This window comes from Paenarthrobacter sp. NPDC091711, assembly GCF_044756605.1.
GTDB lineage: Bacteria > Actinomycetota > Actinomycetes > Actinomycetales > Micrococcaceae > Arthrobacter.
This window is the reverse complement of the sequence record NZ_JBIVTF010000001.1, coordinates 221,863-246,124: the sequence shown is the minus strand read 5'-3', so window position 1 is coordinate 246,124 and position 24,262 is coordinate 221,863. Positions and strand designations below refer to the sequence as shown.

The window sequence follows — 24,262 nt, the reverse complement described above, 5'->3', positions numbered from 1 at the left end:
GTGACCGCCACCACAGGCGCCAAATGCTTCCCTGTCGTCGTCCTATAATGGAGAGTTGCGCCAGAATGCCAGCCGCCAGGCTGCTCCGGCACACTGACCGCTCCATCAAGGAAAGGCCTCTTCTTGCGTGTCCTGACGATCATTCCCACTTACAACGAGCTGGAATCGCTCCCCGTGACATTGGGACGGCTGCGCGCAGCAGTGCCGCACTCCGATGTCCTGGTAGTGGACGACAACAGTCCAGACGGTACGGGAAAGCTGGCCGACGACTTCGCCGCTGAGGACAGCCAGGTACATGTCCTTCACCGCAAGGGGAAGGAAGGCCTCGGAGCTGCCTACATCGCAGGTTTCAAGTGGGGACTTGCCGCAGGCTATGACGTCCTGGTGGAAATGGACGCCGACGGTTCGCACAAGCCGGAGCAGTTGCCGCTCCTCCTCGATGCCGTGGAGGCCGGGGCAGATCTCGCCATGGGCTCCCGCTGGGTTCCGGGTGGCAGCGTAGTTAACTGGCCGCTGTACCGTCAGGCGATCTCCCGCATCGGCAGCACCTACGCCCGCATCATGCTGGGCGTCAAGATCAAGGACGTCACCGGCGGTTACCGGGCCTTCCGCCGCAGCACGCTGGAGGCTCTGAACCTGGACGAGGTGGAGTCGGTTGGTTACGGCTTCCAGGTTGACCTGGCATGGCGCGTAGCCAAGCTTGGGCTGCGCATTGAAGAGCGCCCTATCACGTTCGTCGAGCGCGAGCTCGGGGCATCCAAGATGAGCGGCAATATTGTGGTTGAGGCCATGATCAACGTCACCAAGTGGGGACTCGCGGCGCGGTGGGCCAAACTCACCCGCAAGTCACCGGCAGTTGCCAATTAACGCCTAAGCTTTCTCAAAGACAACGACAAAGGCCGGGTCCGGCTCCCAAGAGGGGAGCCGGACCCGGCCTTTTCGCTACATCGATGCCCGACTGTACACCGGACTACCGACTATGCGGAGCGGCGCTCTCCACGGCGCTCACGCAGGATGTTCAGACGATCCTCAAGGATCTGCTCCAGCTCGGGAAGGCTGCGGCGCTCCAAGAGCATGTCCCAGTGGGTGCGGACGGCTTTTTCGTTGGCGTCCACGGGACGCTCGCCATCAACCAGCAGCGCTTCCTTGCCAGTCTTGGATACCCAAACGGGGGGAATTTCGGCTTCTGAGGAGAAGGTTACGAAGACCTGCTCGCCATCCTCGCAACGGTACTCGACCCGCTGGCGCGGTGCCGGTTCAACGCCGGATTCTGTTTCCATGCTTTGGGCGCCAAGACGCATACCCCGCAGGCTGCGATCGCTCATGATTACTCCCTCTGTCTGTTCGCGGAGCAGGAACCCCGCGCTAGCCGTAAGCCGTTTTCACGATCCTTACGGACTACTTCTGCACACCTTGCATCACTAATTGCAACGCCTGGCAAAGCTTTAATGTTCCATCCACACTGAACCAGCCGGACAAATATCCCATTATACGCGGATCCTCGCCCACTACTCAAAAGGAGGGAGAAACAACGAGCGGCCAGCCTGGATGGCTGACCGCTCGGAGTCACTGCACGTTGCTTTATTCAGCGGGCCGCGGCTGGGCGGGTGTTCCCGCCGGCTCGGACGACTTGGACTCATCCGAGCCGCCGAAGAGGCCAACGGGGGAGTCCCCGTTGTTACCTCCGAGCGCGCCTCCGATGCCTTTGAGTGCCTCGCCGACTTCGCTGGGAATGATCCAGAGCTTGTTTGAGCTCCCCTCTGCGATCTTGGGGAGGGTTTGCAAGTACTGGTATGCCAGGAGCTTTTGGTCCGGGTTGCCCTTGTGAATGGCATCGAAGACCTTCTGGATGGCTTGGGCTTCACCGTCTGCCCGCAGAATGGCTGCCTTGGCGTCACCCTCAGCTGCAAGGATGGCGGCTTGGCGCTGGCCTTCGGCGGTGAGGATCTGCGACTGCTTGGTGCCCTCAGCGGTCAGGATAGCTGCGCGGCGATCCCGCTCTGCGCGCATCTGCTTCTCCATGGAGTCCTGAATGGAGTGGGGCGGATCAATCGCCTTCAGCTCCACGCGGGATACCCGGATTCCCCAACGACCCGTTGCTTCGTCTAGGACGCCGCGCAGCTGGCCGTTGATCTGGTCACGGGATGTCAGGGCTTCTTCAAGGTTGAGCCCACCCACCACGTTGCGAAGCGTGGTGGTGGTCAACTGCTCCACGGCCTGAATGTAGTTGGCGATCTCGTAGGTTGCGGCCCTGGGATCGGTCACTTGGAAGTAAACGACGGTGTCAATCGAGACCACCAGGTTGTCCTCGGTAATGACCGGCTGCGGCGGGAACGACACCACTTGTTCGCGCAAGTCGAGCAACGGCAGGAGCCTGTCGACGAACGGTATCAGGATGGTTAGTCCCGGGTTGAGTGTCCGCTGATACTTGCCCAGGCGTTCAACGACGCCGGCACGTGCCTGCGGGATGATCCTCACCGAACGGACCAACACGATGATGACAAAAATGACGAGAACAATCAGCACAATTGCTGCTGCTGTTCCTCCTAAGCCGTCCATACATCTCCTTCATTCCCCAATTGCGTGGTGTGATGCGGCTGAACGCGGGCAGGCTGCCCGCACCGGCAACCGCTGAAATTCAAGGGCGCGCCTTAGCGCGGGCTGTTCTCGGCAGGCGAGGCTACAACCGCCGTCGCGCCGTCGATTCTGGTGACCTGGACTGTTGCACCGGCGTCGAGGACACCGGCTGTGCTGCGGGCGCTCCAGACGTCGCCGCCGATTTTGACCAGCCCACTGGTTCCGCTCACGGCTTCGATGACGAGGGCGGACTGACCGATAAGCCGGTCTATATTGCTGCGCTGTTCTGCCGGCCCCTTATGCAGGTGCTTCATGGCGACAGGACGGACGAAGACGATCATCAGGAGGGAGACCACGGAGAAAATCACGATTTGAAGCCAGAAATCGGCCCCTGCAAAGTCAGCTATCAGTCCGGCCAGGGCACCGCCGCCCAGCATGATGAAGAAGAGGTCGAGAGTAAGCATCTCCACCACCGCGAACGCGAGGAAGACGGTGAGCCAGAGTGCCCACCAATTTTCGCCGAGCCATTCGAACATCTTTTCCCCCTTGGTCCCGGATCCCGCAAGCAGGATCACAGTCGCTGTTCTTCCATCCTAGCCCGAGGTTCCGCCCCACGTCAGGACACGGCGAATTCGCTGATCCTGAACTTCGCGGTTGCGGCCACTGGACCTTCCAACGCGGCCATGTCGGCCAACTCTTCGCGCTTCAGGTGGTGTCCGGCCGGACCCATGTAGGCGAGGTCGGCAACCTCGGAGCCGGACAACATCAAGGGAAGGTCGAGGCTCTTGCTTGTGCCGGGGTCGAAGTATTCCCGCATGGAGTCCACCAGACGGTCTTCTTTCCCCTCCTCAATGCCGAGCATGCCTGTCCGGGCTGCGATCTCGGCAAGATGGCCCGGACGTGGCGTCACAACAATCAAGGAGCCGCCGGGCCGAACCACCCGGGCAAACTCAGCGGGGTTCCGCGGGGCGAAGACTACTGTGACCACGTCCGCGGTGTTATCTGCGATTGGCAGCGGGCGCCAAATGTCCCATACGAGGTTGGCTGCCTGCGGGTTGAGACGTGCGGCTCGCCTTAGCGCGAATTTGGAGATGTCCATGCCGATTCCCGTAGCACCGGACCTCTCAAGCACCGCTTGCAGGTAGTGGCCCGTGCCGGTGCCGGCGTCGAGAACCAGGGCGTCGGGGCGCTGAAGTGATCCGGCAGCTGCGTCTGCAACGGTCCGGGCGAGGGCGGAGTAGTGTCCGGCCTCCAGGAACCGGTACCGGGCGGCCACCATTTCTGCAGAGTCTGCTTCGAAGACCGTACCTTTGCCCGTCAGAAGGTTGAAGTAGCCTTGTTTGGCGGCGTCGAACAGGTGCCCGGCTTCACAGGCAAGTGTCTGCTGCCGGCTTTCACTGAGCTGAAGCGCCCCTCGGCAAACAGGACAGCGGAGGGCAGCAACAGCATCGGACAACATGGCTCCAATCCTACGGTGGACGGAGTGTCTGGTGCCGGGGACCGAGCTGCCGGGCTAGGCTCACCAACGTGAAACCCGAGCAATTGCACCTGCTGAACTCCGTGTCCGCCCCGGCTATCCACCCCGATGGCACCAAGGCGGTGGTTTCCGTCACCAGACCGGACTTTGATGCAGACAGCTATGTGGGTCAGTTGTGGAGCATCCCTTTGGATCCCACCAAGTATTCCCGGCGCATCACCCGCGGATTCAGGGATAGTTCCCCGGCGTTCTCTCCCGATGGCCTGGTTCTTGCCTTCCTGAGGAGCGATCCGGACGGTAAGCCACAACTGTTCGTGGTGGAAGCCGCAGGCGGCGAGCCGCAACAGATCACCGATCAGCATGCCGGCGTGGGTGGCTTTGTGTGGGCGCCTGATTCCCACCGCATTGCCTTCGAGGCCCGCGTACCGGAACAGGGCCGCTACGGCACGGTGGACGGCGTCACGTCCGGGGGAGAAGACGCCCGGATGGTCACGGGCAACCAGTACAGAATGAATGGCATCGGTTATACCGCTGACCAACGCCAGCAGTTGTTTGTCCTTGACGTGCCTGAATTGGGTGGCGAGCCGGCAGTCACTCTTCGCGGGAGGGCCGCCCACGAACAGCCCGCACGCCCTGTTGCAGGAATCCCCTCTGCACGGCAGGTCACGTTCGGAGACTCAGACCATGAGTCACCATGCTTTTCAGCCGACGGCACGAACCTCTACTTCATCGCTGCCCTCCATGAAGGACACGACGACGACCTCGTCACCTCCGTCTACAGGGTGGATGCCAGCGGCGGCCAGCCAACCGCCGTCGAACCTTCCAACAGAAAGCCGCAAACCGTCACTTCTGTGCGGGCCTCCACGGATGGCCGCTGGCTCTTCTACGTCGCCCAGGACCTGGGTGACACCGGCAAGGACTTCGTGGCACGAAATTCCGTTCTGTACACCATGCCGATTACCGGGGGAGAGGCCACGGGCTTGACCGACGTCGAGCACCTGGACGTTTCGGGACCACTGGAGCCCAGCGGACCGGCCAGCGTTTTGGTGCTGAACACAGCGCTGGGAAGCGTCGAACTGCTCGATGTCACGGCTGACGGTGAGATCTCACCCCTGGTACATGGAGCCAAGGTGGTCAATGGGGCTACGGTGGCTGCCAACGGGGAAATTGCGGTGAGCTTCTCCGACGCCTCCACGGTGGGGGACGTCGCCTCCCTTGAACACGGCGAGATCCGCCTCCTCACGGACTTCTCCGCCCCTTTGCGCAACAACACCCGGGTCACGGAGCCCCTGGACTTCGACGCGGAATCCGCTGATGGCCATCCTGTCCACGGCTGGGTGGTTTTCCCTGACGGCCCCGGCCCCCACCCGGTTCTTCTCTCCATTCACGGCGGCCCCTTCGCCCAATACACAGGTGCTTTCTTCGACGAAGCCCAGGTCTATGCCGCCGCCGGATACGCCGTTGTCATGTGTAATCCACGGGGTTCATCCGGTTACGGACAAGCCCACGGCCGCGCCATCAAGGAGCGCATGGGGACCGTGGACATGCAGGACGTGCTGGCGTTCCTCGACTCTGCGTTGGCCACGTTTGATGCCCTGGATGAAAACCGTGTGGGAATCATGGGGGGCTCCTACGGCGGCTACCTGACCGCGTGGACCATTGCCCACCACCATCGGTTCAAGGGTGCAATTGTGGAGCGTGGCTTCCTGGACCCCGTCAGCTTTGCAGGTTCGGCTGACATCGGGTGGTTCTTCGGGACCGAGTACACCGGAGGAACACCGGAGCAGATGGCCGCCCAAAGTCCCATGGCGGTAGTCTCAGGCGTCGATACACCCACCCTGGTGATTCACAGCGAGAACGATCTTCGGTGTCCCATCGAACAGGGTCAGCGCTACTACGCGCACCTGAAGGCGCAGGGCGTGGAAACTTCCTTGTTGATCTTCCCCGGGGAGGATCATGAGTTGTCACGGTCCGGCACGCCCCATCACCGAAGGCAGCGCTTTGAGCACATCCTCCGCTGGTGGGCACGTTACCTTCCTACGGACGTCAATCGACTGCAGGACTAGTTCTCCTGCCGGTTGTACTGCCCGCATTCAGCGTCAGCGAAGGAAGCCAAGAGCCCGGCGGGCCTCGTCAATCTCCGGAGCGGACCAGCGGGCCGAATGCTCGGCGTTGCTGGACAATGAGCGCAGCTCGGCCCGGTCCAAATACAGGACGCCATGGAGGTGGTCCGTTTCGTGCTGCACAATGCGGGCCTGCCATCCTGAGAACCAGGCTTCCGTGGGCTCGCCCGCAGGACTGGTGTAGCGCAATTCCACGTTCCGGTGGCGCGTCACGACGGCCTGGTACCCACTGACGGACAAGCACCCTTCAAAGAACGAGGCCGTCTCTGTTCCGAGCGGGCGGTACTGGGGGTTGATGACAGCAAGGAACTCCAACTGTTCCCTGTGACGCACCGCAGCTGACTCTGGTTCCACCGGGTATTTGTCTTCCAGCACGGCCAGTTGCAACGGGATGCCCAGCTGCGGAGCGGCCAGGCCGACGCCCGGGGCGTCATGCATGACATCCCTCATTCGGTTTATGAAAGCCGCCAACTCAGCGTCATCAACCTGGCCGTCGTAAGGCGCGGCGAGCTGACGCAACACAGGGTGCCCGGCTTGCACAATGGGCGGCAGCTCTTCAGCATCCAGCAGCCGGCGAACAGCATCACGGATGCGGATGGGGTTGTAGTCCGTAGCAGGGCTCGTGGCCTCCGGATGAGGTTGGTGCGTCATACAGTGAGCCTAACGCGCAATCGGGCATCGCCGAGTGTGGGCTAGGCTCGATGAATGATCGATTCCACCCCTTTGGATTGTGTACTCGGGTTTGTTCGAACGGTTGAAGCCGGCGGCGGAGCTGCTGAAATCCGGCCCTTCCTCGCTGACGATTTCAAGCTCACGGAATGGCCGCACGCATTGTCCAAAGCAGGCTCAACACGGGATCTTGCCGAGACCCTGGCCGGCGCAGACCATAGCAAGGACATCGTCTCTGATCAGCGCTTTGACGTGGTCCGCACAACGAGCCAGGACAACCGTGTGGTGCTGGAAATGAACTGGTCCGCCACCTTGCTGCTGGACCTTCCGTACTGGGACCGCGGCGATACCATCCGAGCCAGGAGCACGGCGGTCTTCGAGCTGCGGGACGGACTGATCATCAGCCAGGACACGTACGACTGCTATTACACAACCGCCGAATAGCCCAACTCACCTAACGCATGGTGAAGCGCCGCTCCACCAGCCCTGAAATTGCCGGTACTGCCAACGCGGTTGCGAAAACTGCGTTCCTGGCTGACATCGCTGGAGGCGGGAGAGGTCTTCCCAGAGCCATGTTGAGTCCCGCCTGGCGCGATGCGCGTAGCGCCGCCTTTCTGCGGGACTTCTCAAAACCTGCCAGGTCGGGCCCGACGTCGGCACCCCGGAAAGAAGCATCGATGATCGGGGCCAGCGCCGCAGCATCCAACCAGCCAAGGTTCATGCCCTGCCCTCCGATGGGGCTGATTTCGTGGGCTGCGTCCCCCAGCAACACCACTCTGCCGTGAACCATGCGTTGAGCCAACCGCGACCTTACTTCGAATGCGCTCAGCATTGAGTTGCCCGGAACATGGAGCACCTCACCGGTCCTGGCAAGGACCAAGTCGGCCAGCTTATCCGCCGTCGGCCCCTTTGCCGGCGCACCCAGTCTCACCACCCATCTGCGGACACCTCCCGGCAGGGGAAAGGACTCAACGATTCCGCCGGGTTCCAAGTACAAGACGGCTTTGGAGCCGTGGCCGGTGTTATCCGGGAAATCGCCCATGATGTAGCTGTCCGGATAGCTCCGCGCCGTCAGGCCCGGCAGATGGTGCCTGCGGATGGTTGAGTGCGCGCCGTCGGCAGCCACCACTAACCGGCTGCTGAACTCCTGAACACCTGCGGGGCAATGCGCGATGGTGCGGACGTGACCGAGTTCTTCCACAACCTCCCGAACGTCGGCACCCCGGACGATGGCATCTGCGTCCATATTCTGCACAGCCAGCTCCAAGGCTTCCTCCGTAACCGGCTGGGGGACGGCAAGGATGAAGGGAAAGCCGGGGTCGCCGTCGAACGCCAGCTCGGCCACCGGACGCCTCCGGCTGTAAGCGACACCCCGCTTGATACGGACCCCGGCTGTTATCAGGGGATCGGCAACTCCCGCCCGCGCCAGCCCTGCAAGTGCCGGCGGGTGGATTCCGATGGCCCTTGAACGGTTACTCCTGGAACTCCGGCGCTCCAGGATTCGGACCTGATGCCCCCGCTGAAGCAACAGCAAACCCATGAACAGGCCCACGGGCCCAGCGCCAACAATCACGACGTCAGGCATCATTCTCCCGAGAGTCATGAACGAGCAGGTGGTGCCAAGGCCCGTTTCTTTCCACCGACCATGAGTCCGGAACAGCAGCCGTTAGCTCCGGCGCAGTGTAACTGCGCCGGATGGACGTCAACCCATCCCCACAGATGTACGAGCCCACGCCCAAAGGCCAGAAACCTGCCAGGAACAACAGGTATGCGACGTTGCTGCGGTTGAGGTCGTTATGGAGGCACAGGCCCTGGCTCAGCGCTTCGGAATCACGCAGGACAGCTGCGAGTTGCCCGGGATCAAGGTGGTGAAGGATGTGGTTGGAAATGACGACGTCGAACGTCCGGCCCTCAGCTACCAGCTCGGAGCTGTGCGCTTTGCGGTAACCAACACCTTCCATTGGAGGTGTTTGGGATGCGAAAGCGAAGGCTCGCTCATCCGGATCGATCGCCGTCACAGAGAGACGGAAACCATCCTGCCGCGCCCACCCCACCAGGCTCCGTGCCACATCCCCGCTGCCACATCCAATGTCCAGCACTGACGCCGTGCTGTTCGCAGCCAGCAGTGGGCGGAGCCGCTGACGGTACGTCCCGTGCCATCCAGACAACAACCCGTTAACCACAGGAAAGCGTGCGTAGGTCCTGTGGAGTCGCCTGGGGTCGCAGTCGGCCCTGTCCATCTCCTCAACAGCTTGCACATCCCTCGTTTGGAGGGACCCCCATGGACTCACAGAGCAGGCGAGACCAGCGTGAAGAGTCCCGTTTCCACCGTCAGGCCGGGGCCAAATGCCATGGAACAGATCCGTTCTTCCTGCTCAGTTGCCCCCTTCTCCAGCATGTACTTGAGGACGAACAGCACGGTGGCGCTGCTCATGTTGCCGTAGTCCCTCAGGGTCTCGCGGGCAGGCACCAGCTGCTCCTGCGTCAGTTCCAATTTGGACTCCACCTTGTCCAGGATGCTTCGGCCGCCGGGGTGGATGGCCCAGTGGGTGATGTCCCGATAGGGCAGGCCCGCCAGGGAAGGATCTTTGGCGAGCAGCGGCTCCAAGGCACCGGTGATGTGTTCTTCAATGATGTGGGGGACGTAAGAGCCCAGCACCATTTCGAATCCTTCGTCCCCGATGTTCCAGGCCATGGCTTCCTCGCCAACCGGCGTCAGGACAGTCTCAAAGTGATCGAGCCTGAAGGCCGGCTCCGGCCCTTCCAGCTCACGGGCACTCACGACCGCCGCCGCCGCCCCGTCGCCGAAGATGGCCGACCCCATGATCGTGTCAGGGTCATTCGACGTCCTGACATGCAGCGAGCAGAGTTCAACACAGATCACCAGGACAACCGCAGTGGGATCAGCAACACAGAATTGTTTGGCTGCCTTGAGCGCGGGAAAAGCCGCATAGCAGCCCATGAATCCGAGGTGGTACCGCTGCACAGCGGGATTGAGGCCCAAAGCCCTCACTACCTTGTAGTCCGGACCGGGGTTGAAGAATCCTGTGCAGGACACCGTAATGACGTGCGTGATGTCATCCAGATCGATCCCCGGTGCCTGGGCTACTGCGGCTTTGCCGGCTTCGACGAACAACTTGGTGGCTTCGGTGGCAAAGATCTCGTTCCGGACCTTGGTGCTGGGGCTCAGTACCCGGTTGGTTTCGGGGTCAAAGAACTGGGGATTTTCGGGATGGGAGTCAAGGCTGAGCTCGGCCACGGCGGTGTATCGGGTGTCTATGGCTGCTGAGTCGAAGCAGGTATTGACCAGTCGGGTTCCCAGCCGCGTCAGTCCTGGCTGTGAAGCGAAGACGTCCCGGGCTTGCTGCTGGACAAGAATTGTTTGCGGAACTGCGGTTTCAAGTGACCTCATGTATACCGGCATGCTTCATTCTTAGCGAGTAAACCTTGGAAGACAATGGCAGAATCGAAGCTACTGGCCGAGGCTGGCCAGTGAGAGCAGGCGACGCCGACGGGGGACTGTTGGGCAGCGCCGCCTAACAGATGGAGAAATCATGACTATTGCCGCGAGCACGGACACGCAATCTCCGGGGTCCCACGTTGCGGACACCCACGATCTGATCCGGGTCCAGGGTGCACGTGAAAATAATCTCAAGGACATCAGCATCGAGATCCCGAAGCGCCGGCTCACGGTCTTCACGGGTGTCTCCGGCTCCGGGAAAAGTTCATTGGTCTTCGCAACCATTGCCGCAGAGTCGCAGCGAATGATCAACGAAACCTATAGTGCCTTCGTGCAGGGTTTCATGCCCTCCCTGGCACGGCCGGACGTCGACGTTCTTGAAGGATTGACTACCGCGATCATCGTGGACCAGGAACGGATGGGCTCCAACCCGCGCTCCACCGTGGGTACAGCCACAGATGCCAACGCCATGTTGCGGATCCTGTTCAGCCGCCTTGGCCAACCCCACATCGGCTCGCCCAACGCCTACTCTTTCAACGTGCCCACAGTGAAGGCCAGTGGCGCCATCACCGTGGAACGCGGCGAAGGCAAAACCAAGACCGAGAAAGCCTCGTTCAATCGCCTCGGAGGCATGTGTTCCCGCTGCGAGGGCATGGGGGCTGTTAATGACTTTGATCTCACGGCCCTGTATGACGACACAAAATCCCTGAGCGAAGGCGCCCTGACCATTCCCGGCTACACCATGGACGGCTGGTATGGACGGATTTTCAGCGGCTCAGGGTTCTTCAACATGGACAAGCCCATCGCCAAGTTCACCAAGAAGGAACTCCACGATCTCCTTTACCGGGAGCCCACCAAAATCAAAGTGGAGGGCATCAACCTTACCTACGAAGGCGTCATCCCGAAGATCCAGAAGTCGATGCTCAGCAAGGACGTGGATGCCCTGCAGCCCCACATCCGTGCGTTCGTTGAGCGCGCCATCACGTTCACTACGTGCCCGGAGTGCGACGGTACCCGGCTGAGCCCTGAAGCCAGGTCTTCCAAGATCAACGGTAAGAGCATTGCTGACGTCTGCACCATGCAGATCAGTGACCTCGCGGAATGGGTCCGCGAGCTTGATGAACCCTCCGTAGCCCCTTTGCTCAAGGGACTCCAGCATCTTCTGGACTCGTTCGCTGGAATCGGCTTGGGTTATCTGTCCCTGGACCGGCCTGCCGGCACGTTGTCCGGGGGAGAGGCCCAGCGGACCAAGATGATCCGGCATCTGGGTTCGTCACTCACCGACATCACCTATGTCTTCGACGAACCCACCATTGGCTTGCACCCCCACGACATCGAGCGCATGAACCAGCTGCTGCTGCAGCTTCGGGACAAGGGAAACACTGTGCTGGTGGTGGAGCACAAGCCGGAAACCATTGCGATCGCCGACCACGTGGTCGACCTTGGACCTGGTGCCGGTACCGGCGGCGGCACAGTATGTTTCGAGGGTGACCTGGAGGGATTGCGGGGGAGCGACACCATCACCGGGCGCCACCTTGACGACAGGGCATCCATTAAGGACAGCGTGCGTACGCCTGCCGGCCATCTGGAGATCCGGGACGCCTCAACAAACAACCTCAAGAGCGTCGACGTCGACATTCCCCTTGGCGTTCTCTGCGTCCTGACCGGCGTAGCCGGCTCCGGCAAGAGCTCATTGATCCACGGTTCAGCTGCCAAGCGCGACGGCGTCCTGGTAATCGATCAGGGCGCAATCAGGGGATCGCGCAGGAGCAATCCGGCCACGTACACAGGGCTGCTGGAGCCTATCCGTAAGGCGTTTGCCAAAGCCAACGGGGTCAAACCTGCGCTCTTCAGTTCGAACTCCGAGGGTGCATGCCCCACGTGCAATGGCGCGGGTGTTATTTACACGGATCTTGGAGTGATGGCAACCGTGGAATCGCCCTGTGAAGAATGTGAGGGAAAGCGATTCCAGGCCGCCGTCCTGGAGTACCGGCTGGGGGGACGCAATATTGCAGAGGTGCTTGCAATGTCCGTTGACGAGGCTGTGGTCTTCTTTAGCGACGGTGACGCCAGGACCCCTGCGGCCCATAAAATTCTCGATCGCCTGGCCGATGTCGGGCTGGGTTATCTGACGCTTGGCCAGCCGCTCACCACGTTGTCCGGCGGTGAGCGCCAGCGTCTGAAATTGGCGACGCAAATGTCTGAAAAGGGCGACATCTATATCCTCGATGAGCCAACCACCGGCTTGCACCTCGCCGATGTCCAAAACTTGTTGGGCATGCTTGACCGTCTGGTTGAGTCCGGGAAATCCGTGATTGTCATCGAACACCACCAGGCTGTGATGGCGCATGCGGACTGGATCATTGACCTCGGCCCCGGCGCCGGTCACGACGGCGGCAAGATCGTCTTCGCCGGAACGCCGGCTGAGCTGGTGGCCGGGAAGTCGACGCTGACGGGCAAACATTTGGCTGCGTACGTCGGTGTCTGACTCGCGCACGCGCTGCGGGTCGGCAGTCAATGCCGGCCCGCAGTTCCGTTGCCAGGTGGCTTATTCACCATTTGCCGTGTCCCACTCAATGTGATGCCGGTAGACCCAATCAAAGTTGTCTTCCGACTTGCGGGCGATTCCGCGGAAGACCGCGGGCAGCACCAGGTCCTCAATAACACGCTTGAACTGGCCGCGGGCTTTTGGCGCCGCATTTCTGCGTCCCCATTCGACCACCAATTCCGCCCGCGTCCTGCGTTCGTCCTCATAACGGGCCAATGCTTCCGATATTGAGTCCGGCTGCAGCCCTTGGAGCGAACGACCCAGCGTGACTGCGTCTTCGATTGCCATGGAAGCTCCCTGCCCGGACGACGGCGAAGCTGCGTGCCCGGCATCGCCCACCAGAACGAGCCTCTCGCGCTGCCAGCGTGGAATGCTGGGAAAATCCGAGGTCGTGTAGGGCCTGATGATGTCTTTCGTGGCGCCCACGATGGCCGCCATGATGGTGCGGTCCCCGGCGACGAGTTTGCTTAACCAAACCTTTCGGGCCCCTGAGTCCAAGGTGGAGGGATCTTCAGAGGACCGCTGCAGTGGATTGGCAAACCACCAGGTCCGGCCTTCTGGATCCTGCATATAGCAATAGAAGCAGCGCTTACCAAACACCATCTTCATCCGCCCGGGTTCGACGTCAACCAGTCCGGGCGCCAAAACCCCGGCAGGGACTATGCCGCCTGTGTTGAGCAGCGGAATGTTCCTGGGAGCCGGTGATGTGGGGTCGATCAACCTTCTGACCTGTGAATGAAGGCCATCGGCACCCACCACAATGTCCCCATGCTCAGAGGTGCCGTCGCGGAAAACCGCCCTCACGCCATGGTGGCTTTCTTCCACAGTGGTCAGCAGCTTGCCGTAAACAATGCGAATCCCGCGCCGGTGGGCTTCTTCCCGCAGCATGCCGTACAGCTCGGAGCGCGTCATGGTGCGGGCGGTGGTGCCGTCGGGCAGGGACCCGCCGAATTCGAAGTCCATGAGGTGTTTGCCGTTGCTTCCCAAGTACATGGACATCAGGGGAGTGCTGAAACCCAGCTTTGCTGCCGCCCCTTTGAGGCCGAGAGTGTCCAAAGCATCAAAACCATTCACGGCTACCGTCAAGAACCCGCCGATGCCGTCTGACGGCGCTCCGTAGGCTTCAAAGATGACAGGTCGATGACCGGCCTTATGCAGCGCTATGCCACTCGAGAGTCCGGCAATACCGGAGCCAATAACCATGCAGTTCATCATCGAAACCTCCAGATACTATTTCGTTCAGATACTATTTCGTTCGGTCGAACGAAATATATCGCTAAGAATCCGGGTGGTCAATCCTTTCGGAATCGCGAAATAACTTGCTAGCCTCTGTTCATGCACCCAGACAGTGAATCGGACGCCAGAAAGGCCCTGGTGGAAGACGTTTTCGCCTCCGGGCGGGAACTCTCGACGGCGGCCGTGATGTTCCACGCGAAGGTCTCCGAACTCCGCGGATTGTCTGCAACGGAAGGCAAAGCCATTGATATCCTGCTGCGCTTCGGACCCATGACAGCAGGACAATTTGGACAGCACTCGGGGCTGGCGCCAGCCTCGGTGACCGGCCTGATGCAGCGACTGGAAACCAAAGGTGTAGCCCGCAGGGTCCGGCATGACGAGGATAAGCGGAAGGTCCTGATAGAGCTGATCGGCGACCAAGTAACCGCCGCGACGCCATACTTCGTGGATTTCATGAGCGGACTAACCGGCTTGCTGGAGGGTTACAGCGACGACGAACTACGTGTCATCGCCGACTACTCAGCGAAGGCCGCGGAAATCCAGAAGAAAGCAGCTGCGCGCCTGGGTAGCGATGCGCACTGACGCCAAACCCAGCACCCCTCCCAGGCGCTCCTACATAACGCCGATAATCTACATTATGTAAAGTAGTTGCTTGTTGAGCCTCTCCCGGCCGGTCACACGACTCCCTTCATAGCCCTTCGCATCTCGTGCAAGGAAGCCAGCGCCTCCTCGCACCAAGAGCATTGATTGACGTGGCGATGAATCTTGGCGGCCCCTGCCATGTGCCCATCATTGAGGACGAACTTGCCGAAGTTCCGTGACACTTCCGTACACGAATCCATGGATGCCGCCCGGACGTGAACCTGGAGGTAGGCCTGCCGTAGACCTTTGCGCGCGCGGATGAGCAGCGCCGAAACGCTGTTCGGGGTCAATCCCATGATCGGCGCTACCGCCGCTGGTTTCATGGTTTCCACTTCGCTATACCAAAGCACTGCCTGCCAACGATTCGGCAGGGACCTGAAGGCTTCAACGAGGGCAGTAGCCTCCAAGGCGTCCAGGTAGCGGTCGTCATAGCCCACCCCGATGTCCATGACGGGGAAATCGCTCTGAAAGCCGGCGCGCCTGGCTTGTACGTTTCGACGATGCGCGGTTCTCCGCACCGTGGTCAGGAGATAGGCCCTGAAAGACTCCGCGGGTCCCCCGCCAACGACCAAAGCCTGGAGGACAGACGCAAACGCTTCTCCCACGACATCGTCCACGTCGGATGGATTATCGGACTCCACCCGCGCCACGTACGCGGCAAGGTTTCTGTACCTCCGAAAGAGTTCGGCAAAAGCAGAAATACGCCCCGCTCGCACCATGGACAATTGCGATGCGTCACACCACCCGGGCGGTTCGTCGAGCTCCACTCCCGGTGCCGGGTCCTTTAGGGGCGCCCCACTCCCCTGCCATCGGTCATCATATTGCCCGGGATCGTCACAAGGCGCTCCTACGGAGACCATCTCCGGGTGGAACGGGTTCGCAGCAGTCATGGCCCCTCATGGTCGTCAGTGATCTTCGCGGACCCTAGAATCTAGGCAGCGAGACAAAGTACCCACGGAAAATGCAGCCAATTGCCGGGAAGGGGATGCCAAATGCAGGAATACGACCTGGATGAACGTGACCTGAGGCTTCTTCATGCCCTTCAGATTCGGCCACGCGCCCCCTGGGCTGTCCTGGCGCCGGTAGTCGGAGCTGACGCGGTTACCCTCGCACGGCGCTGGACTGCTCTTCAGGATCAAGGGCTGGCCTGGTTGGCAAGCTATAGGGGCGTAGGAGCGAAGTATGTGGGCGCAATCGTGGAGGTGGAATGCACACCTGCACGCATTTCCGAGGCTACGGAGGATCTTGCCCGCGACGCCGAAGTGCTCTCCATTGACCAAACAATCGGCGGCCGTGACATGGTGGTGACGCTGCTGTGCCGGACAGATGCCGAACTGGCCGGGTTTGTCTTGGACAGGCTCTCCAACATCGCCGGCGTGACCCGCACGCGAACACACCGCGGTATACGGCTCCTCGCCGATGCGCAGCTCTGGCGGCTGCGTTCCCTCCAGGATGAGGAGGCGTTGCACTTGGAGTCGAGCCTCCCCCTGCCCGCGGCCGCACCCAGAGGGGTCTCAGCCGACGCAGAGGACCAGCTTGCCGGGATTCTACAAACCAACGGCCGGGCTTCAGTTGCCGAAATTGCCGAAACCCTGGGAATCAGCACCACCAAGGCAAGGAATGCGCTGGCCACCATCCTTGCCGAGAAGCGGTTGGTGTTGCGCTTGGAGATGGCGCGCCCCTACTCCCCCTGGCCTGTCGCCGTGTGGTACTTCCTGCGCGTTCCGGCCACCAAGGTGGAGTCCGTAGCAGAGAAGCTCGTTGGCTTGAACGAGGTCCGCCTGGTGGCCACTACCGGTGGCCTGTATTCAATCCTGATGCTGGTATGGCTTCGTCGGGTTGAGGATATGACGGTGCTGGAGAGGCAGCTCGGCGAGAGACTTCCCTTCGCGGAAATCATGGACCGCTGCATAGTACTGCGCACTCCCAAGCACATGGGCAACCGGCTCACACCTGACGGAAGGCGCATCACCGCGTTGTGAGCACCCAATCTCACGAAACTGCCCCGCAGAATTTTTCTGCAGGGCAGTTTATGTATTTCCGGCGTCCCGGAACGACTACTGCTGCTGCTGGGCTCCTGCAATGTTGACCAGCCAGCCAATCCCAAAGCTGTCAATGCACATACCAAAAGTGTCACCCCAAGGCGCCATCTCCAGCGGAACCGTGACCGTGCCGCCGTCGACAAGCTTGTCCCAATACCCGCGGAGTTCCGCTTCATCCGAAGAGTCCCCGCTCAAGGAGACGGAGATATTGTCACCGGGGTTGTACGCCATGCCGCCCGGGGTGTCAGCCGCCATCAGTGTCAATCCACTGGGGGTTTCCAACATGGCATGCATGACCTTGTTAGCTTCGGCTGGATCATCGCTGGCCTGGTAGTCGCCGAAAGTGCTGATGTTCAGTTCACCGCCGAACACGGATTCGTAGAAAGTGATTGCTTCCCGGGCGTTGTCCAGAAAGGAGATGTAGGGATTAAGGCGGGTTGTCATTGGTCGGTTCTCCTCATTGTCGAGATGGTCACGCATCACCGTGCGGCAATGCTAACAGCGCCACCGGGCGCCTGTCCCCCATGCCTTCAGTCGCCGTCGTACGCCCTTTGAAGAACGTTGACGTCGAGTTTCCGCATTTTCAACATCGCCTCCATGGCCCGCTGTGAACCTGCGGGATCCGGACCAGCCAAGAGACCGGAGAGGGCAGTGGGAACGATCTGCCATGACAAGCCGAACCTGTCCTTCAGCCAACCGCATTGGCTCTCCTGTCCCCCAACGAGCAGCGCTTCCCAATACCTGTCCACTTCTTCTTGGGAGTCGCAGTTCACCACCAGCGAGACAGCCTCGTTGAACGCGAATGCCGGCCGCCCATTGAGGCCCATGAACTGCCGGCCCTCAATCTCAAACTCAACGGTCATGGCGTTGCCATCGGGCCCGGGCACTACCGGACCCATGGACGAATTATCGAAAATCGATGTGTAGAGTTGGGCGGCATCCGCCGCTTGACCGTCGAACCACAAACAGGTCGAAATCTTCTGCATCTGCCGCTCCTCGAGGTAAACAGGAACTTCTTGTCCCCCGTCAGAGGCTAATACCGAGACATCGCTCACACAACGGTCGACGGCGAAGCCAACCATGACCGCTACGGCAGTTGGGATTTCGCGCAGGAGGGAAGCACCCGGATAGTGTCATGAGTATGTCTTCACCCTCACGACTATGGATTCCCGCAGCCATCGCCGATCTTTTGTTAATTGTTCTTTTCGCCGCCATAGGGCGGGACGCGCACGCCCGCGGTGACGTCATCGCGGGAGCTCTTGCCACAGCTTGGCCGTTCCTGGCTGGAGCGAGCTTCGCATGGTTGCTCACGCGTGCTTGGAGGGCGCCCCTGGCTGCATGGCCCTCCGGAGTTGGCATATGGATTGGCGCAGTGACCGTGGGAATGCTGCTGAGGGCAGTCACCGGCCAAACCGTCGTGCTGCCGTTTGTGCTGGTGGCTTTGGTGACGCTCGGCGTTTTCCTGCTCGGGTACCGGCTCATCGCCGCGCTGCTGCTGCGGGCATCGCGCAAACGGCAACGCGGAGCGTGATCAAGTCCCCGCCCGCGGCGATGCACTAGGCTGGAAATCGACCGCAACGATGCATTTCCGGAAAGGCCCCACGTGATCACCGCTTTCGTCCTGATCAAGACCGACGCCTCGCGCATCCCGGAGACGGCCGAACAGATATCGGCCATTCAGGGCATTAGTGAGGTGTACTCCGTCACCGGCGAGTGGGACCTCATCGCAGTGGCCAGGGTAAGCAAACATGACGAGCTTGCCGACGTGATCGCAGACCGCCTGTCAAAGGTTGCCTCAGTGGTTCACACCACCACCCACATAGCTTTCCGTGCCTATTCCCAGCACGACCTGGATGCAGCGTTCGCTCTCGGATTCGAGTAGCAGGGGGAGGGCTGGTCCTTAGCTTTGGCTAAGAGCCGTCCACTTGGCGAGCACTTCGGCGGCCTTGCCGGAGTCAACGGATTCCGCCGCCCGGGCGAAAGCGGTCCGCATCCGGTCCACGAGGCTCCCGTCGGCGTCGAGATCGATGGAAACCAAACCAGCGGCCGCATTCAGCAGTACGGCGTCGCGCACCGGACCCGGCTTGCCATCGAGGATGTCTCGAACTACCGCTGCATTGGCGGCGGCGTCACCTCCGCGAAGGTCTGCCACCGTGGAAGCACGGATTCCCAGATCCCCAGGCGAAAAGACTTGCTCCCTGACCGTCCCATTCCTGATCTCCCAGACGGTGGATGGCCCCGTGGGGGTCAGCTCATCCAAGCCGTCATCGCCGCGGAACACCAGTCCCCGACTCCCGCGGCGTGCCAGTACCCCCGCCACCAACGGCGCCATACGGGCATTGGCTACGCCCACAGCCGAGGCTTGCACATGCGCCGGGTTGGTCATCGGGCCAAGGAAATTGAAGGCGGTAGGTACAGCCAGCTCACGGCGCGGGACAGCGGTGTGCCGGAACGAGGGGTGGAAGACCTGGGCAAAACAGAAAGTGATCCCTGCCTCTTCGGCGTTCCGGGCCACCTGCTCGATCGACAGGTCCAACCGCACGCCCAAGGCCTCCAGAACGTCGGCCGAACCCGACGTGGAGGATGCAGCCCTGTTGCCGTGCTTGACCACCTTGGCCCCGGCCCCGGCTGCCACGAGTGCGGCCATGGTGGAGATGTTCACAGTGTTCAGCCGGTCTCCGCCGGTTCCCACTATGTCCAGCTTCTCACCCGAGATCTCGATCGGATTAGCGTGCTGGACCATGGCCTCAACAAGTCCGGCCAGCTCTTCGACCGTCTCGCCCTTGGCTCGGAGCGCGACCAGGAAGCCGGCGATCTGCGCCGGTGTCGCCTCACCGGACATGATGGTGTTCATGGCCCACTCTGTGTTGCCCACTGCAAGGTCGTCGCCATTGATCAGTGCTGAGATGAGCCCTGGCCAGGTATTGCTGGCTGCAGGTGCCGTTACCGGAGAAGTCACTCCCTGATGCTATCGAGCCAGCCACGCCGATGACCAATGTGAACGCGACCGGGAACTTTTCCGCGCGAATTCGCGTCTTTGTAGAAAAAGTCTCCCGAATCGGTGGTTTGCATTGGGAAGTCTGGACTTTTACAGACATAATGTCCTTGTGACATCTGCGACCCATGCCCCCAGTACCCCGGCGCACCCGACGCTGAACCGCCCCAACTTGGTTTCTGTTGGAACCGTTGTTTGGCTGTCCAGTGAGTTGATGTTCTTCGCCGGCCTCTTTGCCATGTACTTCACCCTGCGCTCCACATCCGGAACGATGTGGGCCGAGGAGACGGCCAAGCTCAACTTCCCGTTTGCGCTCGTCAACACCATCGTCCTTGTGGCAAGTTCCTTCACTTGCCAGATGGGCGTCTTTGCCGCCGAGCGGCTCGAGCCGCGCCGTACGGGTGGGCTCCTGCAGTTCACACGTTGGGGCATGACCGAATGGTTCTCCCTGACGTTCGTCATGGGTGCCTTCTTCGTTGCCGGCCAGACCATGGAATACGCCATGCTCGTCTCTGAGCATGTATCCCTGTCGTCCAACGCTTACGGCTCCGCCTTCTACATGACCACCGGCTTCCACGGCCTGCACGTCATCGGCGGCCTGATCGCGTTCCTGTTCATCATTGGCCGCGCGTTTGCAGCCAAGAAGTTCGGTCACTTTGAAGCGACCTCGGCGATCGTCACCTCGTACTACTGGCACTTCGTCGACGTTGTGTGGATCGGCCTCTTCCTGGTCATCTACGTCCTCAAGTAAGCCCGGCTTTGACTCTTTTTCTACAAGAGGCAGAATTTCAAGAAGCGGCTCGCGGAGCCGACGCAGGATCGAATAAAGGAACCACCACGTGAAGGCACTATCGCAGAAGCGACGTCACCCACTGGCAGCCATTGCGCTGTTGCTGATGGGCCTCCTCCTCACTGGTGGGCTGTACGCCGTTGCCACAACTGTCAACCAGGCCAAGGCCGACACCACAAGCTTCAGTGCAAGTGACGTAGAGGAAGGCGGCAAGCTCTTTGCCGCCAACTGCGCCACCTGCCACGGCATGGGTGCCAGCGGAACCCAGGACGGCCCCTCGCTGGTCGGCGTGGGTGCTGCTGCAGTTGACTTCCAGGTTGGCACCGGCCGCATGCCCATGCAGATGAGCGGCCCGCAGGCCCAGCAGAAGCCCGCCCAGTTCAATGCGGAGCAGACAAAGCAGCTCGCTGCATATGTTGCATCCCTCGGCGCAGGCCCGGCCATTCCCGAGGAACACCTCCTCGACGGAAAGGGAGACGCAGCCAACGGTGGCGAACTCTTCCGAGTGAACTGTGCCATGTGCCACAACGCTGCTGCTGCAGGCGGCGCCCTGACCCGCGGCAAGTTTGCCCCCGCCTTGGCAGGAGTAAGCGCTGAGCACATTTATGAGGCCATGGTTACCGGCCCGCAAAACATGCCCGTCTTCAGCGACTCAAACGTCACCCCTGAGGACAAGCGCGACATCATCACCTTCTTGAAGACCATCGAAGCCAACGGTTCACCCGGTGGTGCCGATCTGGGTTCACTTGGTCCGGTATCTGAAGGTCTGTTCGTTTGGGTTGCCGGCTTGGGTGTCATCATCGCATTCACGATTTGGTTGACGTCCCGCACGTCCTAGCCCGGACACACAAAACTTCTGCTGCATGGTCAGCAGTTTGAAACTGAAAATAACTCGGCCCCGGCCGAGACAACGAGAGAAGGATGAGGCGAATTATGGGCAACCATAGTGACGGCAGTCCGAACCACTCGGGCACCGTAGCTACGGCTGGTCAGAATGAGGTGGAGAAGTTCCAGGATCCTGGACTCCCTCCGCATCGTTTGCGCCTGGCTGACACGGACCCGGTAGCCGCAAAGCGAGCCGAGCGTCAGGTAGCCATTCTGTTTGGCACCTCCGTCATCGGTACGCTGGTGTTCCTGGTGGCATACTTTGCCATCGATTTGGGCGACGACACCTCCATTGCGACCATCCGCACCCAGAACCTCCTTCTGGGTCTGGGCACTGCGTTCGCAATGCTGGGAATCGGCACCGGAATCGTGCATTGGGCCAAGGCCCTGATGCCCGATCACGAAGTATCGGAAGAGCGCCACGCTATCCGTACTGAAGAAGATCGCCAGGCTGCTGTGCGTATCGTCGACGACATCGTGGACGAAACCGGGATTAAGCGCCGCCCGTTGATCCGCAACACCCTTCTTGGTGCCGTTGCACTTGCTCCCCTGCCAGCCCTCGCCATCTTCGGCGATCTGGGTCCACGGCCGGACAATGCCCTGGCACACACCATGTGGGCGCCTGAGGGCGACAAGCTCAAGCGACTGACCCGTGATCCGGATGGCACCCCCATCAAGGCTTCGGATGTCACCATCGGTTCGGCCTTCCACGTGATCCCCGAAGGACTCAACGAACTCCACGAAGGCAAGCTGAACGAGAAGGCAAAAGCCGTCGTTCTCCTGATGCGCCTGGACCCGGATTCGTTGAACCCCTCCGAGGGCCGCGAAAACTGGAGCTACAACGGCATCGTTGCTTACTCCAAGATCTGCACGCACGTTGGTTGCCCGGTTGCTCTTTACGAGCAGCAGACGCACCACCTCCTGTGCCCCTGCCACCAGTCCACCTTTGACCTGACGCAGGAATGCAAGGTCATCTTCGGACCGGCCAGCCGTCCGCTCCCCCAGCTGCCCATCGCAGTTGACGCAGAGGGCTACCTCGTCGCCACCAGCGACTTCAGAGAACCTGTAGGACCGAGTTACTGGGAGCGTGACGAGCATGAGCGCCTCATCAACAGCTGAAGCCCCCTTCGTTCCGAAGACCAAGGTTGGTAGTTTCACCAACTTCGTGGACGAGCGTGTTGGCGGCTCCGGCATCCTGCGCGAGTTCGGCCGGAAGGTCTTCCCCGACCACTGGTCGTTCATGTTCGGTGAGGTGGCGCTGTACTCCTTCGTCATCTTGCTGATGTCAGGTACCTTCCTGACCTTCTTCTTCGATCCGTCCATGGCGGAAACCCACTACCAGGGTTCCTACACGCCGCTGTACAACGTCGAAATGTCCGTTGCCTACAGCTCGTCGCTGAACATCTCGTTCGACGTCCGCGGTGGCCTGTTCATGCGCCAGGTTCACCACTGGGCAGCTCTGCTGTTCGTGGCCTCCCTCGGTGTGCACATGCTGCGTGTTTTCTTCACGGGCGCTTTCCGCAAGCCCCGTGAAATGAACTGGGTAGTGGGCGGCGTGCTGCTCATCCTGGCAATGGCCGCCGGCTTCACCGGCTACTCCCTCCCCGATGACCTGCTGTCCGGCAACGGCCTGCGCATCATCGATGGTGTGATCAAGTCCATTCCGGTCATCGGAACGTACACGTCGTTCTTCCTCTTCGGTGGAGAATTCCCGGGTACGGCCATCATCGGCCGTCTGTACGTCCTGCACATCCTGCTGGTACCGGCCCTCATCCTCCTGATGATCGTCATCCACCTCTTTATGGTGGTTGTCCACAAGCACACCCAGTACCCCGGCCCCGGACGCAATGACGGCAACGTCGTTGGCTACCCTCTCGGCCCGGTATACGCAGCCAAGGCCGGTGGCTTCTTCTTCATCGTCTTCGGTGTCCTGGCCCTCATGGCGGCAGCGTTCACGATCAACCCGATCTGGAACTATGGCCCTTACGATCCCTCACCGGTTTCGGCTGGTACCCAGCCTGACTGGTACATCGGGTTCGTTGACGGTGCCCTGCGCCTTATGCCTGGTGTCATCAATGACTTCCACTTCGAATGGGTCATCTTCGGACGCACCCTGACACTGAACGTTCTGCTTCCGGCGCTTGTGCCGGCTGGCATTATCTTCACCGTCTTGTTCATGTACCCCTGGATTGAACGCTGGGTCACCAAGGACAACCGCGAACACCACGTCCTGGACCGTCCGCGCAACGCCCCCACCCGTACGGCGATTGGTGTTGCTGGCTTCACCTGGTACTGCGTGATGTGGGCAGCGGCAGGATCCGACCTCATCGCAACGCACTTCCACGTGTCGTTGAACGATGTGACGTACTGGCTCAGGACGCTGTTCTTCATCGGCCCCATTATCGCGTTCATTGTGACCAAGCGAATTGCGCTGGCCCTTCAGCGCAAGGACCGCGAAATCGCACTTCATGGTCGCGAAACAGGCCGCATCGTCCGACTCCCCCACGGTGAGTTCATCGAGGTTCACGCCCCGCTGGATGAGTACAAGCGCTACAAGCTCGTCGGGTTTGAATCACCCGCACCCATCCCGGCACAGCCGAACGAGCATGGCGTCGTCACCGGCAAGGAGAAGCGTCGCGCGGCGCTATCCCGCTGGTTCTTCGAAGACCGTGTTGCCCCCGCAACGCCGGCGGAACTCGAAGCAGCGCACGCTCATGGCCACCACGAGGCCATTGCAGCTGACGAAGACCAGAAGAGCCTGAGCCACTAGCGGTTTAGCACTCACACATAAGGGAAGGGCCCGGTCCGCATGGACCGG

25 protein-coding genes are annotated in these 24,262 nt (G+C 60.9%); 12 read left to right on the top strand and 13 right to left on the bottom strand.

The genetic code is table 11. The features are described from left to right. Positions 1–123: 123 nt before the first annotated feature. The gene (locus tag ACIQH5_RS01185; RefSeq protein WP_400399540.1) at positions 124–867 is read left to right on the top strand and encodes a polyprenol monophosphomannose synthase; all 744 of its coding nucleotides are present in this window, start codon (positions 124–126) and stop codon (positions 865–867) included. A 110-nt stretch (positions 868–977) separates the two neighbouring features. Here ACIQH5_RS01185 and ACIQH5_RS01180 read toward each other — a convergent pair whose 3' ends face one another. The 4 genes from ACIQH5_RS01180 to ACIQH5_RS01165 all read right to left on the bottom strand — a co-directional run bounded on the left by ACIQH5_RS01180 (position 978) and on the right by ACIQH5_RS01165 (position 4,036). Next, positions 978–1,325 (bottom strand): RNA polymerase-binding protein RbpA, encoded by a 348-nt coding sequence (locus tag ACIQH5_RS01180; protein ID WP_011774875.1) that lies wholly within the window; start codon positions 1,323–1,325, stop codon positions 978–980. A gap of 256 nt (positions 1,326–1,581) precedes the next feature. Continuing rightward, positions 1,582–2,559: an SPFH domain-containing protein gene (locus tag ACIQH5_RS01175; protein ID WP_141283521.1), complete on the bottom strand. Its 978-nt coding sequence runs from the start codon at positions 2,557–2,559 to the stop codon at positions 1,582–1,584. Positions 2,560–2,651: 92 nt separating this feature from the next. Continuing rightward, positions 2,652–3,113: an NfeD family protein gene (locus tag ACIQH5_RS01170; RefSeq protein WP_105691804.1), complete on the bottom strand. Its 462-nt coding sequence runs from the start codon at positions 3,111–3,113 to the stop codon at positions 2,652–2,654. Positions 3,114–3,193: 80 nt separating this feature from the next. Then, complete coding sequence (locus ACIQH5_RS01165) at positions 3,194–4,036, bottom strand: putative RNA methyltransferase (protein ID WP_400399537.1); 843 nt, start codon at positions 4,034–4,036, stop codon at positions 3,194–3,196. A gap of 68 nt (positions 4,037–4,104) precedes the next feature. On the opposite strand from ACIQH5_RS01165, the gene ACIQH5_RS01160 reads away from it, so the two are divergent. Further along, positions 4,105–6,120 carry a S9 family peptidase gene (locus ACIQH5_RS01160; RefSeq protein ID WP_400399535.1) on the top strand — a complete coding sequence of 672 codons (2,016 nt, stop codon included), beginning with the start codon at positions 4,105–4,107 and terminating at the stop codon, positions 6,118–6,120. A gap of 33 nt (positions 6,121–6,153) precedes the next feature. Here the strand turns inward: ACIQH5_RS01160 and ACIQH5_RS01155 are convergent, their stop codons facing one another. Continuing rightward, on the bottom strand, positions 6,154–6,828 hold the full coding sequence (locus ACIQH5_RS01155; protein ID WP_400399533.1) for a peptide deformylase: 675 nt from the start codon (positions 6,826–6,828) through the stop codon (positions 6,154–6,156). A 54-nt stretch (positions 6,829–6,882) separates the two neighbouring features. Here ACIQH5_RS01155 and ACIQH5_RS01150 point away from each other — a divergent pair, with 54 nt between their 5' ends. Beyond that, the gene (locus ACIQH5_RS01150) at positions 6,883–7,290 is read left to right on the top strand and encodes a nuclear transport factor 2 family protein (protein WP_400399531.1); all 408 of its coding nucleotides are present in this window, start codon (positions 6,883–6,885) and stop codon (positions 7,288–7,290) included. Between the two features lie 10 nt (positions 7,291–7,300). Here the strand turns inward: ACIQH5_RS01150 and ACIQH5_RS01145 are convergent, their stop codons facing one another. The 3 genes from ACIQH5_RS01145 to ACIQH5_RS01135 are packed head-to-tail and all read right to left on the bottom strand — an operon-like array spanning position 7,301 to position 10,270. Beyond that, complete coding sequence (locus tag ACIQH5_RS01145; protein ID WP_400400226.1) at positions 7,301–8,431, bottom strand: FAD-dependent oxidoreductase; 1,131 nt, start codon at positions 8,429–8,431, stop codon at positions 7,301–7,303. Next, a complete protein-coding gene (locus tag ACIQH5_RS01140) occupies positions 8,424–9,137 on the bottom strand; it encodes a class I SAM-dependent methyltransferase (protein ID WP_400399529.1) in 714 nt (237 codons plus the stop codon). The genes ACIQH5_RS01145 and ACIQH5_RS01140 overlap by 8 nt, the downstream gene beginning before the upstream one ends. Continuing rightward, positions 9,134–10,270: a type III polyketide synthase gene (locus ACIQH5_RS01135; protein ID WP_400399527.1), complete on the bottom strand. Its 1,137-nt coding sequence runs from the start codon at positions 10,268–10,270 to the stop codon at positions 9,134–9,136. The genes ACIQH5_RS01140 and ACIQH5_RS01135 overlap by 4 nt, the downstream gene beginning before the upstream one ends. Before the next feature lie 130 nt (positions 10,271–10,400). Between ACIQH5_RS01135 and ACIQH5_RS01130 the strand changes: the two genes are divergently transcribed. Continuing rightward, complete coding sequence (locus ACIQH5_RS01130) at positions 10,401–12,794, top strand: ATP-binding cassette domain-containing protein (RefSeq protein WP_400399525.1); 2,394 nt, start codon at positions 10,401–10,403, stop codon at positions 12,792–12,794. A 60-nt stretch (positions 12,795–12,854) separates the two neighbouring features. On the opposite strand, the gene ACIQH5_RS01125 is transcribed toward ACIQH5_RS01130, so the two are convergent. Continuing rightward, the gene (locus tag ACIQH5_RS01125) at positions 12,855–14,069 is read right to left on the bottom strand and encodes an FAD-dependent oxidoreductase (protein ID WP_400399523.1); all 1,215 of its coding nucleotides are present in this window, start codon (positions 14,067–14,069) and stop codon (positions 12,855–12,857) included. A 120-nt stretch (positions 14,070–14,189) separates the two neighbouring features. Between ACIQH5_RS01125 and ACIQH5_RS01120 the strand changes: the two genes are divergently transcribed. Continuing rightward, a complete protein-coding gene (locus ACIQH5_RS01120) occupies positions 14,190–14,672 on the top strand; it encodes a MarR family transcriptional regulator (RefSeq protein WP_400399521.1) in 483 nt (160 codons plus the stop codon). Positions 14,673–14,764: 92 nt separating this feature from the next. Here the strand turns inward: ACIQH5_RS01120 and ACIQH5_RS01115 are convergent, their stop codons facing one another. Next, positions 14,765–15,622, bottom strand: coding sequence for an RNA polymerase sigma factor (locus ACIQH5_RS01115; RefSeq protein ID WP_400399519.1), 858 nt, complete (start codon positions 15,620–15,622; stop codon positions 14,765–14,767). 102 nt (positions 15,623–15,724) lie between these two features. On the opposite strand from ACIQH5_RS01115, the gene ACIQH5_RS01110 reads away from it, so the two are divergent. Next, positions 15,725–16,714 carry an Lrp/AsnC family transcriptional regulator gene (locus tag ACIQH5_RS01110; RefSeq protein ID WP_400399517.1) on the top strand — a complete coding sequence of 330 codons (990 nt, stop codon included), beginning with the start codon at positions 15,725–15,727 and terminating at the stop codon, positions 16,712–16,714. Positions 16,715–16,789: 75 nt separating this feature from the next. Here ACIQH5_RS01110 and ACIQH5_RS01105 read toward each other — a convergent pair whose 3' ends face one another. Together ACIQH5_RS01105 and ACIQH5_RS01100 are read right to left on the bottom strand one after the other, a co-directional pair. Then, on the bottom strand, positions 16,790–17,218 hold the full coding sequence (locus ACIQH5_RS01105) for a VOC family protein (RefSeq protein WP_400399515.1): 429 nt from the start codon (positions 17,216–17,218) through the stop codon (positions 16,790–16,792). An 86-nt stretch (positions 17,219–17,304) separates the two neighbouring features. After that, complete coding sequence (locus ACIQH5_RS01100) at positions 17,305–17,760, bottom strand: VOC family protein (RefSeq protein WP_400399513.1); 456 nt, start codon at positions 17,758–17,760, stop codon at positions 17,305–17,307. A gap of 155 nt (positions 17,761–17,915) precedes the next feature. Here ACIQH5_RS01100 and ACIQH5_RS01095 point away from each other — a divergent pair, with 155 nt between their 5' ends. Then, entirely contained in the window at positions 17,916–18,305 is a 390-nt protein-coding gene (locus ACIQH5_RS01095; RefSeq protein ID WP_400399511.1) for a DUF3054 domain-containing protein, read from the top strand. A gap of 72 nt (positions 18,306–18,377) precedes the next feature. Further along, the gene (locus ACIQH5_RS01090; RefSeq protein ID WP_014921945.1) at positions 18,378–18,656 is read left to right on the top strand and encodes an Lrp/AsnC family transcriptional regulator; all 279 of its coding nucleotides are present in this window, start codon (positions 18,378–18,380) and stop codon (positions 18,654–18,656) included. Between the two features lie 18 nt (positions 18,657–18,674). On the opposite strand, the gene trpD is transcribed toward ACIQH5_RS01090, so the two are convergent. Then, positions 18,675–19,733 carry an anthranilate phosphoribosyltransferase gene (gene trpD / locus ACIQH5_RS01085; RefSeq protein ID WP_400399509.1) on the bottom strand — a complete coding sequence of 353 codons (1,059 nt, stop codon included), beginning with the start codon at positions 19,731–19,733 and terminating at the stop codon, positions 18,675–18,677. Between the two features lie 148 nt (positions 19,734–19,881). Between trpD and ACIQH5_RS01080 the strand changes: the two genes are divergently transcribed. The 4 genes from ACIQH5_RS01080 to ACIQH5_RS01065 all read left to right on the top strand — a co-directional run bounded on the left by ACIQH5_RS01080 (position 19,882) and on the right by ACIQH5_RS01065 (position 24,214). After that, the gene (locus ACIQH5_RS01080) at positions 19,882–20,520 is read left to right on the top strand and encodes a heme-copper oxidase subunit III (protein ID WP_081589141.1); all 639 of its coding nucleotides are present in this window, start codon (positions 19,882–19,884) and stop codon (positions 20,518–20,520) included. Between the two features lie 88 nt (positions 20,521–20,608). Beyond that, positions 20,609–21,397 (top strand): c-type cytochrome, encoded by a 789-nt coding sequence (locus tag ACIQH5_RS01075; protein WP_400399506.1) that lies wholly within the window; start codon positions 20,609–20,611, stop codon positions 21,395–21,397. A gap of 95 nt (positions 21,398–21,492) precedes the next feature. Continuing rightward, positions 21,493–22,563 carry a ubiquinol-cytochrome c reductase iron-sulfur subunit gene (locus ACIQH5_RS01070; RefSeq protein WP_024816770.1) on the top strand — a complete coding sequence of 357 codons (1,071 nt, stop codon included), beginning with the start codon at positions 21,493–21,495 and terminating at the stop codon, positions 22,561–22,563. Further along, positions 22,541–24,214, top strand: coding sequence for a cytochrome bc complex cytochrome b subunit (locus ACIQH5_RS01065; RefSeq protein WP_400399504.1), 1,674 nt, complete (start codon positions 22,541–22,543; stop codon positions 24,212–24,214). Before ACIQH5_RS01070 ends, ACIQH5_RS01065 begins: the two co-directional genes overlap by 23 nt. The last annotated feature ends 48 nt before the right edge of the window (positions 24,215–24,262 follow it).

Bases quoted from the DNA above. Each gene is read 5' to 3' on its own strand.
- ACIQH5_RS01165 (WP_400399537.1), bottom strand. From the start codon at position 4,036: ATGTTGTCCGATGCTGTTGCTGCCCTCCGCTGTCCTGTTTGCCGAGGG.
- ACIQH5_RS01180 (WP_011774875.1), bottom strand. From the start codon at position 1,325: ATGAGCGATCGCAGCCTGCGGGGTATGCGTCTTGGCGCCCAAAGCATG.
- ACIQH5_RS01170 (WP_105691804.1), bottom strand. From the start codon at position 3,113: ATGTTCGAATGGCTCGGCGAAAATTGGTGGGCACTCTGGCTCACCGTC.
- ACIQH5_RS01120 (WP_400399521.1), top strand. From the start codon at position 14,190: ATGCACCCAGACAGTGAATCGGACGCCAGAAAGGCCCTGGTGGAAGAC.
- ACIQH5_RS01105 (WP_400399515.1), bottom strand. From the start codon at position 17,218: ATGACAACCCGCCTTAATCCCTACATCTCCTTTCTGGACAACGCCCGG.
- ACIQH5_RS01130 (WP_400399525.1), top strand. From the start codon at position 10,401: ATGACTATTGCCGCGAGCACGGACACGCAATCTCCGGGGTCCCACGTT.
- ACIQH5_RS01175 (WP_141283521.1), bottom strand. From the start codon at position 2,559: ATGGACGGCTTAGGAGGAACAGCAGCAGCAATTGTGCTGATTGTTCTC.
- ACIQH5_RS01100 (WP_400399513.1), bottom strand. From the start codon at position 17,760: ATGCAGAAGATTTCGACCTGTTTGTGGTTCGACGGTCAAGCGGCGGAT.
- ACIQH5_RS01110 (WP_400399517.1), top strand. From the start codon at position 15,725: ATGCAGGAATACGACCTGGATGAACGTGACCTGAGGCTTCTTCATGCC.
- ACIQH5_RS01070 (WP_024816770.1), top strand. From the start codon at position 21,493: ATGGGCAACCATAGTGACGGCAGTCCGAACCACTCGGGCACCGTAGCT.
- ACIQH5_RS01095 (WP_400399511.1), top strand. From the start codon at position 17,916: ATGTCTTCACCCTCACGACTATGGATTCCCGCAGCCATCGCCGATCTT.
- ACIQH5_RS01115 (WP_400399519.1), bottom strand. From the start codon at position 15,622: ATGACTGCTGCGAACCCGTTCCACCCGGAGATGGTCTCCGTAGGAGCG.
- ACIQH5_RS01155 (WP_400399533.1), bottom strand. From the start codon at position 6,828: ATGACGCACCAACCTCATCCGGAGGCCACGAGCCCTGCTACGGACTAC.
- ACIQH5_RS01065 (WP_400399504.1), top strand. From the start codon at position 22,541: ATGAGCGCCTCATCAACAGCTGAAGCCCCCTTCGTTCCGAAGACCAAG.
- ACIQH5_RS01150 (WP_400399531.1), top strand. From the start codon at position 6,883: ATGATCGATTCCACCCCTTTGGATTGTGTACTCGGGTTTGTTCGAACG.
- ACIQH5_RS01145 (WP_400400226.1), bottom strand. From the start codon at position 8,431: ATGCCTGACGTCGTGATTGTTGGCGCTGGGCCCGTGGGCCTGTTCATG.
- ACIQH5_RS01125 (WP_400399523.1), bottom strand. From the start codon at position 14,069: ATGATGAACTGCATGGTTATTGGCTCCGGTATTGCCGGACTCTCGAGT.
- ACIQH5_RS01135 (WP_400399527.1), bottom strand. From the start codon at position 10,270: ATGCCGGTATACATGAGGTCACTTGAAACCGCAGTTCCGCAAACAATT.